Origin of the sequence: Candidatus Paracaedimonas acanthamoebae, from assembly GCA_017307065.1 — a bacterium.
GTDB lineage: Bacteria > Pseudomonadota > Alphaproteobacteria > Caedimonadales > Caedimonadaceae > Paracaedimonas > Paracaedimonas acanthamoebae_A.
In genome coordinates this window covers 155,188-167,339 of record JAFKGL010000010.1, presented here as the reverse complement: position 1 = coordinate 167,339, position 12,152 = coordinate 155,188, and the positions used below count along the sequence as shown (strand labels likewise).

General features: G+C 39.5%; 12 protein-coding genes. 1 reads left to right on the top strand and 11 read right to left on the bottom strand.

Translation table 11 applies throughout. The annotated features are described in order from the left end of the window. Window positions 1–64: 64 nt before the first annotated feature. The 3 genes from J0H12_00915 to J0H12_00905 form a co-directional block, all read right to left on the bottom strand. Window positions 65–628, bottom strand: coding sequence for a hypothetical protein (locus J0H12_00915; protein ID MBN9412475.1), 564 nt, complete (start codon window positions 626–628; stop codon window positions 65–67). 96 nt (window positions 629–724) lie between these two features. After that, a complete protein-coding gene (locus tag J0H12_00910) occupies window positions 725–1,396 on the bottom strand; it encodes a protein-L-isoaspartate(D-aspartate) O-methyltransferase (protein ID MBN9412474.1) in 672 nt (223 codons plus the stop codon). 385 nt (window positions 1,397–1,781) lie between these two features. Continuing rightward, window positions 1,782–2,018: a hypothetical protein gene (locus tag J0H12_00905; GenBank protein MBN9412473.1), complete on the bottom strand. Its 237-nt coding sequence runs from the start codon at window positions 2,016–2,018 to the stop codon at window positions 1,782–1,784. Window positions 2,019–2,463: 445 nt separating this feature from the next. Here J0H12_00905 and J0H12_00900 point away from each other — a divergent pair, with 445 nt between their 5' ends. Further along, the gene (locus J0H12_00900) at window positions 2,464–3,849 is read left to right on the top strand and encodes a hypothetical protein (GenBank protein ID MBN9412472.1); all 1,386 of its coding nucleotides are present in this window, start codon (window positions 2,464–2,466) and stop codon (window positions 3,847–3,849) included. Between the two features lie 180 nt (window positions 3,850–4,029). Here J0H12_00900 and mltG read toward each other — a convergent pair whose 3' ends face one another. The 8 genes from mltG to J0H12_00860 form a co-directional block, all read right to left on the bottom strand. After that, window positions 4,030–5,010, bottom strand: coding sequence for an endolytic transglycosylase MltG (gene mltG, locus J0H12_00895; GenBank protein MBN9412471.1), 981 nt, complete (start codon window positions 5,008–5,010; stop codon window positions 4,030–4,032). A 49-nt stretch (window positions 5,011–5,059) separates the two neighbouring features. Beyond that, window positions 5,060–6,322: a beta-ketoacyl-ACP synthase II gene (fabF, locus tag J0H12_00890; protein MBN9412470.1), complete on the bottom strand. Its 1,263-nt coding sequence runs from the start codon at window positions 6,320–6,322 to the stop codon at window positions 5,060–5,062. A gap of 13 nt (window positions 6,323–6,335) precedes the next feature. Next, on the bottom strand, window positions 6,336–6,575 hold the full coding sequence (locus J0H12_00885) for an acyl carrier protein (protein ID MBN9412469.1): 240 nt from the start codon (window positions 6,573–6,575) through the stop codon (window positions 6,336–6,338). Between the two features lie 90 nt (window positions 6,576–6,665). Next, window positions 6,666–7,403, bottom strand: a complete 738-nt coding sequence (fabG, locus tag J0H12_00880; protein ID MBN9412468.1) for a 3-oxoacyl-[acyl-carrier-protein] reductase — start codon at window positions 7,401–7,403, stop codon at window positions 6,666–6,668. A 7-nt stretch (window positions 7,404–7,410) separates the two neighbouring features. Beyond that, entirely contained in the window at window positions 7,411–8,352 is a 942-nt protein-coding gene (fabD, locus tag J0H12_00875) for an ACP S-malonyltransferase (protein ID MBN9412467.1), read from the bottom strand. Between the two features lie 68 nt (window positions 8,353–8,420). Further along, complete coding sequence (locus J0H12_00870; GenBank protein ID MBN9412466.1) at window positions 8,421–10,004, bottom strand: ABC transporter ATP-binding protein; 1,584 nt, start codon at window positions 10,002–10,004, stop codon at window positions 8,421–8,423. Beyond that, window positions 10,004–11,035, bottom strand: a complete 1,032-nt coding sequence (locus tag J0H12_00865; protein ID MBN9412465.1) for an ABC transporter permease — start codon at window positions 11,033–11,035, stop codon at window positions 10,004–10,006. The genes J0H12_00870 and J0H12_00865 overlap by 1 nt, the downstream gene beginning before the upstream one ends. Window positions 11,036–11,037: 2 nt before the next feature. Continuing rightward, entirely contained in the window at window positions 11,038–12,147 is a 1,110-nt protein-coding gene (locus J0H12_00860) for a microcin C ABC transporter permease YejB (GenBank protein MBN9412464.1), read from the bottom strand. Window positions 12,148–12,152: the final 5 nt, after the last annotated feature.

Here is a 12,152-nt window from a genome sequence, read left to right as displayed (position 1 = left end):
GTTCCATAAAATTATCGTAAATTTTAGTGTTAAACTTTGGAAACCTTACAAAAAAATTTTAATTTTAATGCGAACCAATTTCTCGATAGTGGCTGTTTTTCATTTGGAAAGCTCTATTCGTCTCGACCCATGCATCAGACAAAAAAGAAGTCTCTCTTTGTTCTAATTCATAAAGCATTCCTTTATAATTTAACCAAGCAAGCTTGGATAAATTTTCTTGTTCTTCTTTCTTTTCTTGCTCTTTTAGTTCTTCATATAGGTCAATAACTAAGGATATATTAGGTTGTTCTTTCTGATCTGCGATTGCGAAGCATTCAAGCCCATTTAAGCTCAACCATTTCTGTAATGTTGGAACATCTTCAGGCTGTAGTTCTTCAACAAATTTCAAATAATGAGGGATTGGACTTTCTCCCCTCCAGTCGCCATTTTTATCAACTAAAAAATCTACTGCCTTAAACGCCTCTTTATCTTTAAGCACCCAAAAATCAGCGTCTTTTTTATCAAAAGAGATTGCCTCTAGTCTTTGTATTTGGCTTTTTTCTTCTACATCTTCAACAGACGGCGAAGTTGCAAAAACATTATTGCTTATCAAAAAAGAACACACCAAACCTAAGAAAATTTTTTTCATTATAGTCATCTCTTTTTTGAATAAATTCATTTCTTTCATAAATTCCTATTTTATTTACGTGAGTAAGATAATTCTACAAGAATTTTAATATTCTCCTTAAACAAATGGCACAAAGGTCACAGGAAAAATAGGCTTTTCATGAATGTACCCCTCTTGATCTTTTGTAATGAGCGTTAACATCTGTAGCTTCCCTTTGCGGCCTAGAGGAACAACGATATAACCATCAAGCCCCAATTGGTCGATAAGAGGCTGAGGAACTTTTTCACACGCTGCAGTGATCAGAATTCCGTCATAAGGCGCGTACTCAGGACATCCCACAGCGCCATCCCCTATAAAAGGAAAAATGTTCCGATACTGACATTCATTAAAATGACGTTGCGCTGTTAAAGAAAGTTCTGGAATAACCTCAATCGTATAAACTTCTTTAACCAATTGACCCAAAATCGCCGCTTGATACCCAGATCCTGTGCCAATCTCAAGGATGCGATGTCCTTTTTGAGGATGAATAAGAGCCGTCATCACCGCCACCATGAAAGGTTGAGAGGTTGTCTGTCCATGCCCGATAGGAAGAGCTTCATTAAAATAAGCAAATTCCGCAAGTGCTTCGCTCACAAATCGCTCTCGAGGAACTTTCAGTAAAGCTTGCTCAACATCCAAAGGCAATTCATCTATTCCTGTCAGATGGGCTGTATCTCGAATTTCTCGCTTAATCATCTCAATCATTTTTAGATGATCAGACATCCCTCCCTTAAGGTGATATGCTAACATTTCTTTTTTCTCCAAAATAATGCATCATTTATCTTTGTAAATTAGTCCTCCGATAAAACCTCTCTTCTCACCAAGAATACCTAACTTTTAACTCATTTAACGAGTTGAAAAATTTTATAAAAATCTCTCTTTAAGCATCAATCATTCGCCGATGAACCATATAGAAACCTCTCAAGAATCCCCCAAAAATCAGTCTTATAAATCTATTGAACAATTCCTCAAATCCTCTTTGTTTTATTATCCCTATTTTCATATACTTATCCTTTCTTCATTCTTTTTCTTTCCGGACATTAGACTTCATCATGCTTATTTCCATTCAGGATCCAAGGATGGCGAACGAAAGGTTATTGTTCCTCTCTCTTTTTTCAAAGAGTGCTTTCACCACTCAACCTGAGTCATTCTCAGGCGTATCCTGAGAATCTCGAGAGACTGATAGATCTTTTCTATCGCTAGTTGACCTATTCCACCTCTCATTTTCACAATGCCTCTCCCGCACATTGAAGGCATTTTGGCGACTACTGACATCTCTTGGTTGCCTGAGATCCTCGGCACAAGGTCGAGGATGACCACAAGGAAGAGAGGCTTTACACCCACTACTTTCTAATATTTTATTTATCTTCATTTACGTATCCTTTCTTTTTTTGTTAAAAACGTAAGGCAAAGTTTGGGCATTGCCTCACAAAGTAGGCTAAAAAAATTATTGATTTTTTTAGTCTTTTTTAGAAGAGTAAGAGGCCAAAATTACGAAACTCTTGTTATCTAGATAGGGCCTTAAAAAGATCTAATTTAATCTCTTAACCATCTATTATAATCCTACCACAAATGGTTACTTTTTTCAAGTATTTTCATCCTCAGGATGACTATTTTAATCATTAATTTTCAACAACTTATCATTTTGTTTTTAATAAATTATTTAAATTTTTTCGACCCGTGAAAATACTTATTGAGAGATTTTATTTGCTTATTTGGTCATTTATTTATAAATTAAGCACTATTCTTAAGTTACAAGGATTTCCCCCCTAAAACTGAAAGAATTATTTTAAATCAATAATATAGGGTATTTAACGTTGACATCGAAATTAATTTCTTATGTTTTAGGATGTGTTTTCATCTTATCTTTTGCTCACCAATTGAGGGCAACCGATCCACAAGGAGACTCGAGGCCACCGCGAGAAAAAGTTTCTGGAAACAAAGTCCCTGAAGGCTATAGAGCTCCTCACTCAAGTCTAATGTTTGGCGTTAATACTGAAGTAGCAGAAGAAGAATCCCCTAAAACCAGACAAAGAAAAAAAGCTCCGAAAAAAGCTGGCGATAATAATCAAGGGACATTTCCACGTTTTGATACACTTCAAACAAAAACCCTTCTTAAGTCCCTAGAAAGCATCAGTATGGAAAGTCCTACCCCAGAGAGTAAAGCTTCCTCGTCTTCTCCAACCAAAAAAGAAAAATTAAAACCTTCCTCGGCTTCAAGTAGTCCCAAGACACGAGCAAAACAACCCGTTCGGTCGCGGGTTCCTGAAACACGAGATGTCCCTTTGCCGGAAGAAGCAAGTAGCGCCCCTCAATTCCCCGCAGAAGTAGAAACTGCTGCCTCTCCTTCTCAAGCTCCCAATAGACGAGAAATAACAACTCTCGATGTGGCAACTTTCATGCCATCTGCACCTGTGAAGCAAACTGCCCCAACAACCGAAACTAAAGAAAAAGCAACGAGTTCTTCTCCAAAAGTAAAAGAAAAGAAGGAAAAGAGTGCTAAAAAAGGCAGTAAAAAAGAAGAAATTCCTCAAGCTGCTCCTTCAGCTGCATCCCCTGCGAAAAATCGCATAGGGGAGAAAAACTATACTTTTGATCAAATCTGTAAAATGATGGAGTCCAAACTCCCTGAAACCAAACCAGAAACCCCTCTTAGGCAAGCTAAGGATATCTTTGCTCCCCCCGAGTTAGAGCCTGCATATGCCTTACTTGCGCTTGCTATAGGCTTTAAAATAGTCAAGAAGAAAAACCCCGTTACAGATACAGAGCAAGATAGGACTCAGTATCATATGATTTATATTCGTAAACTTAGAATGCTTATGTACTACAAAATGATGGAAGCAGGCGAATTAGACGCCTTTAAAGAGAAACTTTTATTTGATACCTATTCACAAACCGAAGAAGTGAAAATTCTTCTTGCGCTTATTGGTATTAAAGAAGAAGAAGATTTTGCTAAAATTATAAATAGCACTCTCATGCAAAAAGCTGACTCTGTCCTCAATCAATTCACGCAAAAATATTGGCTTAAAACTGGACTTCGTCTCAAGCGTGAAGACTTTGATAAAAGACCCCTAGGCCCTACTATGGGAGGTAACTATAAAGGAAATTTTGGGTCTTATGTGCTAGAAGATAGGGAAGGTAACCCTGTTCAGGGCTTCCAAGTGAAATTTGCTTTTTGCATTTCAAAGGAAGAAGAAATATAAGTTATTTTCTTAAAAGGCTAGGGTCTTCCTAGCCTTTTTTCTTATAAAGAAACTTCGTGAAGAAGTGACATTGCTTTCTTCTTGAGATATTAAAATCATCGTACCTTGCAAAAAAACTAGAATAGTTAAGAATTCTCAAACACAAACTTAAGCCTGAAAAATAGACTCAAATAAAGTTGTTTAGTTTGGTACCTTTTTATTTCTGATTTTCCGCCATGTTTTATGGTGCTTTGCATGAGCCGTATACGTCTCTGAGAATTCGTGTCCTCCTCGGCCATTGGCCACAAAATACAGCTCTTTCGTAGATGCAGGCATAAAAACGGCTTTCAAAGAAGCGCGCCCAGGATTACAAATTGGCGTCGGAGGCAATCCTTTATGAAGATAGGTATTATAAGGTGTGGAGGCTTTTAATTCGGCCTTTGAAAGATGGCGATTAAGGGCCAAGCCTTTATCATGATAAAGGCCATAAAGAATCGTCGCATCACATTGTAAAGGCATCCCTATCCGGAGCCGATTTAAAAAAACAGCCGCCACACGAGGACGTTCTTCGGAGATTGCTGTTTCTTTTTCCACCAATGAGGCCAATATGATGGCTTCTTGGAGATTTTTATAAGGAAGAGTCGAGGAACGTGTTTGCCATAATTTTTGGGCCTCTTTTTGGAAGGCGTCTTGCATCCGCTTTATAAGGTCACGTCGTTTATCTCTATAAGAAAAATGATATGTCTCAGGTAATAAAGTTCCTTCTTCTGTAAGACCGCTCTCACCTTGTAAAAACGGCAGATCTAGCACCTGTTTTTCAATTTCTGCTGAGGTAAGACCTTCGACGACGGTAAATCGATGGACAACAGTTTCACCTCTCTGAAGCTTTGCAATAATATTTCCTAAACGATGAGGTGGAAAGAATTCATATTCACCAGCCTTCAAGAAACCGAATGGCCTTAAAATACAGGCCCATACTCTAAAAGGAATGTCTGAAACAATAAGGTGGTTTTTCTTGAGGATCTCAGCCATTTGACTCATAGAAGTCCGCTGAGGAATAATAAGTGTATGCGTCTGCTTATCCCCTATCTCTATTCTATAAGAAATCAAGAGAAACGCTGCAGTAACAAGGATTTTACAACAAAGGAGAAGAACAAAAAAACCAAAAAGAGGTTTTTTCATGATCTTTTCTCAGTCAATTTTCTCTTTTTGCTTAGCTTTTCTTTAAAAATTATGAAAATGCCTTAAAAACAAGAGAAGCATTAGTTCCCCCAAACCCAAAAGAATTGGAAAGAGCAACTTTCACTTTTTTCTCTTTAGCTTTATGAGGAATAAGATCGATCCCTTTACACGTATCATCCACATTATCAAGATTCAAAGTTGGAGGCATAATGCCATCAACAATGCCCATAATGCAGAAGATCGATTCAACAGCGCCTGCAGCACCTAAAAGGTGACCTATGGATGATTTCGTAGACGACATCGAAACATGCTCACTATGGCTTCCCATAAGGCGCTTTACAGCACCTAATTCAATCTCATCTCCCATCGGAGTTGAAGTCCCATGGGCATTCACATAATCCACATCCTCTGGAGAGAGTTTTGCATTACGAATTGCCGCTTGCATGGAACGGAAAGCACCATCACCTTCTGGATGAGGAGCCGTCACATGATGAGCATCTCCAGAAAGGCCATATCCTACGAGTTCCGCATAGATTTTAGCTCCACGCTTCTTCGCATGCTCAAGTTCTTCTAAAACGACAACACCGGCGCCTTCACCCATGACAAAGCCATCGCGATCGCGGTCCCACGGACGCGAAGCGCGTTCAGGTGTGTCATTAAAGCTTGTTGACAAGGCCTTCATGGCCGCGAACCCACAAATACCCAATTCATTGATGGCGGCTTCTGCACCACCGGCGATCATGACATCTGCATCCCCATATTGGATAAGACGAGAAGCATCACCAATTGCATTCGCACTTGTTGAACATGCTGTGACGACAGAATGGTTAGGGCCCTTAAAGCCATACTTAATAGAAACATGACCCGACGCAAGATTGATCAAACAAGACGGAATGAAGAAAGGCGTCACGCGACGTGGACCTTGTTCCAACATTGTTTTTGCAGCTTCTTGAATACGAGTTAATCCCCCTATACCTGAACCAATCATAACGCCTGTCCTAACCTGGGACTCTTCGTCCTCAGGCTTCCAACCAGCATCCTCAATTGCTTGAGTTGCAGCTGCAATACCATAACTGATGAAAGGATCTACTTTGCGCTGATCTTTGGTAGAAAGATACAAATCTGGATTAAATGCGCCATCTTGAGTTCCAACAGGAAGTTGTCCCGCAACACGGCAAGGCCAATCTGTAGCATCAAATTTATCAATTTGTACTAACCCAGACTTACTCGCAATCAGGTTCTGCCAAGTCGTTTTAACGTTAGCCCCCAGCGGACTCACCATTCCTATGCCTGTAATTACAACACGTCGCATTTAAAACTCTATGTTATTCGTTTGTGCTTTCTTCAAGCAATTTTACTGCATCGCCAACAGTTTTAATCTTTTCCGCAACATCATCAGAGATTTCAACACCGAATTCATCTTCAAATGCCATAACGAGTTCAACTGTATCCAAGCTATCAGCGCCGAGATCATCCATAAAGCTTGCTTTATCTATGACTTTAGCTTCTTCCACGTTCAAACGTTCGATAATGATTTTTTTGACTCTATTTGCAACTTCACTCATGAGTATTTCCTCAATTGGTTAAAAAAATAAATTTAATGTTTCCTAAAATTCGCAAAGGACTCTAACACAAAGTTTCCAAAACGCAAACACTCAAATCATCGCCATTCCACCATTTATATGAAGTGTTTGACCTGTGATATAAGCAGCTTCTGCACTTGCAAGAAAAGCAACCCCTGCAGCGATTTCCTCGGGCAATCCCATCCGTCCTTGCGGAATTGTGGTAAGTAACTTTTCTTTATGTCCTTCAGGAAGGACATCTGTCATAGGGGTTTGGATAAATCCTGGCGCGACACAATTCACTGTCACCCCACGCGAAGCAATTTCTTGAGCCAATGACTTTGACATTCCAATAACGCCGGCTTTAGAGGCACAATAATTAGCTTGCCCAGGATTACCTGTCACACCCACAATCGATGTAATATTAATAATACGCCCTTCTCGACGTTTCATCATCCCTTTAATAGCCGCCCGCATTAAGCGAAAAGTTGCCCCTAAATTAATGTCGATAACTTCTGAAAACTCATCATCTTTCATACGCATCATCAAATTATCACGCGTAATTCCTGCATTATTCACAAGAATATCTACTTGCTCCATAGCACTTTCTGCTTGAGGGATCAAACTTTCAATGTCTTCGATGCTTTTAAGGTTGCAAGGGAGAACATGAACTCTTTCTTTAAGATCTTGAGCAATCTTTTCAAGAGCTTCTCGGCGTGTTCCAGAAAGCGCGACTATCGCCCCTTGCTGATGAAGGGTTTTTGCAATTGTTGCCCCGATTCCACCTGAAGCACCTGTAATTAGGGCTTTTTTTCCTTCTAATTTAAACATTGATCCCTCACACTTGTTTTAAAAATACGTCTATATCTTCTGGTGTTTGAATAGATAGCCCCTCTAATTCGGGATCTATTCTTTTTGTTAGGCCTGTTAAAACTTTACCAGCCCCAATTTCAACAATTTTGGTCACGCCTTGAGATTTCATATAAGAAATGCTTTCGCGCCACCGCACACGGCTTGTAATTTGCTGTATCAATAACTCAGGATGAGACAGAGGATCATTCTGCGGTTGAGCCATAACATTAAAAACCACAGGCACACGTGGAGCCTTAAAAGAAGTTTTCTCAAGAGCTTCCTTCATAACTTCTGCACTGGGTTTCATCAACGAACAATGGAATGGCGCACTCACAGGCAAAATGACTGCCCGCTTAATCTGATGCGCTTTCGCTATTTCTATAGCTCTATTAATCGCCTCAACATGCCCACTAATTACAATTTGACCAGGAGAATTATCATTCGCAACTTCACACACTTGCCCTTGAGTGGCCTCTTGAGCTATTTTTTCCGCTTGCTCAATCTCGGCGCCTAAAAGAGCTGCCATAGCCCCCTGCCCAATCGGTACAGCCGCTTGCATTGATTCTCCACGCTGCCTTAACAGTTTAGCACAAGCATTCAACTCCAAAGAACCTACCGCAGCTAACGCACTATATTCTCCTAAGGAATGTCCGGCGACATAGTCAATATTTTCTATCTTGACCCCTGCTTCATTAACAAGAGTTCTGAGGATCGCAAGGCTCACAGCCATAAGGGCAGGTTGCGTATTAGAGGTTAACATCAGCTCTTCTTGAGGTCCCTCAAAAATAAGACGTGTTAAATTAAATTTCAGTGTTTCATCAACTTCTTGAAATACTTCTCGGGCGGCTAAAGAGGCTTCATAAAGCTCTTTTCCCATTCCAACAAATTGTGATCCTTGACCCGGAAAAACGAATGCTATGCGATTCATAAGATCCTCTTTTATTATGGCAACAGTCATACCGCCTTAACTTAAAGTGTCAAGAAAATTTATTCTTTTTAAAGGTCAAAAGCAGCTTTAAATAACACCTTGGTATAAGGATGTTGTGGTTTTTCATAAACAACCTGTGTAGGGCCGAACTCAACAATAGAGCCGTGCCGCATCACAAGTACATGATGACTAATAGCCCGTATAACTTTTAAATCATGGCTAATAAAAATATATGCTAGATGATGTTTTTCCTGCAAATCCCTGAGAATCTCAAGAACTTCAACTTGAATTGCTCTATCCAACGCTGAAGTTGGCTCATCAAGAATCAGGATTTGAGGTTTTAAAATGAGCGCCCGCGCGATGGCAACACGTTGTCTTTGTCCCCCTGAAAATTCATGCGGATATCGGTTACGCGTCTCGGGATCTAAACTCACGTCTTTAAGAGATTCGACAATTAGCTCCTCTCGCTGCTCAAAAGTTAATTGCGGATGGTGAATTTTAAGCCCTTCCCCAATAATCTCTGCAATCGTCATGCGCGGACTCAAAGAACCAAAAGGATCTTGGAAAACAACTTGAATCTTATGACGCAATTCTCTTAACTCTTTATTTTTTAAACGATGAATAGGATTACCCTGTAAGAGAATTTCCCCGCTACTTTCTTGGAGCCTCAAAAGAGCAAAAGCTAATGTGGTTTTGCCTGATCCACTTTCGCCCACAATTCCAAGTGTTTCCCCTTGACGAACTTGGAAAGAAACATCTTTAACCGCCTCAAAGTAAGTTTTTGGTGAAAAAAGAGCTGATTTACGCGCAAACTTAACAGATAAATTCTTTGCCTCAAGAATAAGAGAGGCCTCTGGATCTAATTCTTCAGGGATGCCGCGTGGCTCTGAATTTAATAACTGTTGAGTATAAGGATGTTGCGGATTTTCAAAGACATTTTCTGTAAGACCAGCTTCGACACATTCTCCTTTTTGCATGATTACAACGTTTTTAGCCATTTTTTTCACAATCGAAAGATCATGTGTAATCAGCAATAATGCCATTTTAAGTTTTTTCTGAAGAACTTTCAGAAGATCTAAGATTTGTGCTTGCGTTGTAACATCTAAGGCTGTGGTAGGTTCATCTGCAATCAATAAAGATGGTTCTGTCGCCAAAGCCATCGCAATCATGACTCTTTGTCTTTGCCCTCCCGATAACTGATGCGGATAACTCTCAAGTCGATCAAAAGCATCTGTAAAACCGACAAGTTCAAGAAGTTCAATCACTTTTTCTCGAATTTGAGACTTTTTGAAATTTCTATGTAACGTTAATACTTCACCAATTTGCTTTTCGACAGTATGAAGGGGGTTAAGAGAAGTCATAGGCTCTTGAAAAATAAAAGATATTTCATTTCCTCGGATCTTACGCAGGTTCTCATCTGCCTTCTCTAAAAGATTTTCTCCTTTAAAGTGTATCTCTCCTTGCGGATGACTTGCTTGAGGATAGGGAAGTAATTTTAAAATCGATAAAGCTGTAACTGATTTTCCAGAGCCGCTTTCTCCCACAAGGGCCATGGTTTCTCCACCTCTTAAATCAAAGCTTACACCTTTGACAGCGTCAAAACGACCAAAACGAACCCATAAATCTTTAATAGATAATAATGGAAGTGACATTAAAATTTAACCTTTCTGGGGTCAAAGGCGTCACGAACACCCTCTCCAATCAACACAAGCAAAGCTAGCATACAAGCAACTGAAAAAAATGCGGTCATCCCAAGCCAAGGAGCATGAAGATTATTTTTCCCCTGTGCCAACATCTCTCCTAAAGAAGGAGATCCTGGAGGCAATCCAAACCCTAAAAAATCTAATGAGGTAAGCGTTGTAATAGCTCCATTTAAAATAAAAGGCAAATACGTCAAAGTCGCAACCATCGCATTAGGAAGGATGTGCCGAAACATGATATGAAAAGTTGATCCTCCAAGAGCTTTGGCCGCTTTTACATAGTCAAAATTGCGCGCTCTTAAAAATTCAGCCCGCACCAAACTTACAAGAGACATCCAACTAAAAAGAAGCATAAGCCCTAAAAGCCACCAAAAATTCGGCTCCACTAAGCTTCCCATGATAATTAATAAATAGAGGACAGGTAACCCAGACCATATTTCAATGACACGTTGACATACAAGATCGACTGTTCCTCCAAAATAACCTTGAATTCCCCCAACTATCACACCAATGATGGAGCTTATGAGAGTAAGAATTATCCCAAAAAGGACAGAGATTCGAAAACCATAAATAAGGCGCGCAAGAACATCACGCCCTTGATCATCTGTCCCTAAAAGATTTTCATACGTAGGTTTTGAAGGGGCAGGTGACGGAAGATCATAATTGACGGTGTCATATCTATAACGTATAGGAGGCCAAATCATCCATCCTTTGGCCTCAATTTTTTCTTGAATGTAATGATCTTTGTAATCAGCTTCTGTTTCAAAATCTCCGCCAAAAGTTTGCTCTGGGTAAAATTTAAAAATAGGAAGATAAATGTTTTTATCATAGGCAATTACAAGTGGCTTATCATTTGCAATGAACTCTGCAAAAAGACTAAAAATAAATAACGTCAAGAAAATCCATAAAGACCAAAAAGCACGCCGATTAGCATAAAAATACTGCCATCTTTTAAGCGTGAGAGGCGATAATTTAACTTCCACAATCAACCTATTCTTTTTTCAAAATCAATTCTTGGATCAATGATCATGTAAGTAAGATCCCCGATAAGATGAAAAACTAGTCCAAGTAAAGTGAACATAAAAAGAGATCCAAAAACGACGGGATAATCTCTTGAAATGGCTGTTTCAAATCCAAGAAGCCCCAAACCATCCAAAGAAAATATGACCTCAATCAATAAAGAACTTGTGAAAAAGATATGTATGATAGCAGCGGGGATTCCAGAGACAACAATAAGCATCGCATTTCGAAAAACGTGACCATAAAGAATATTCTTTTCATCAACCCCTTTTGCACGAGCGGTTAATACGTATTGCTTATTAATCTCTTCAAGAAAAGAGTTTTTCGTTAATAACGTAAGCCCTGCAAAACCTGTGACGACAATGGAAATAATAGGCAAGACCATATGCCAAAGATAATCTAAGATCCGCTGTCCCCAGGATAACTGATCCCAATTTTCTGACACTAGTCCTCTTAAAGGAAAAAGATCCCAAAAACTACCTCCTGCAAACAAGACAATCAACAGAATAGCAAAAAGAAAACTCGGGATAGCATATCCAATAATGATGGCCGCACTGGTCCAGATATCAAAGGCTGTTCCATCTTTTACCGCCTTTCGAATTCCTAAGGGAATGCAAACAAGATAAATAATGAGCGTGGACCAAAATCCTAAAGAAATAGAAATTGGAAGTTTTTGCTTAATTAACTGAACCACAGAAACATCTCGAAAATAACTATCGCCGAAATTGAGCATGGCATAATTTTTCACCATTAACCAAAAACGCTCGGATGCTGGTTTATCAAATCCATACATTTTCTCAAGTTTTGCAATAAACTCTGGATCAAGGCCTCGAGCCCCGCGATATTTATTTTCCATTCCACCAGTTTGTGAATCATTTAACTGTGTCGTTTGAAAAGTATCTTCGCCCCCTCCCGTGAATCGAGCTGTTGCATCCACGGCAGTTCCCTTAATTTTAGCAATCATTTGTTCAACAGGCCCCCCCGGCGCAGCTTGAATGATGATAAAATTAACGAGGAGGATACCAAACAAAGTTGGCAAAATAAGAGAAAGCCGACGCAAAATATAAGAAGTCATCATTT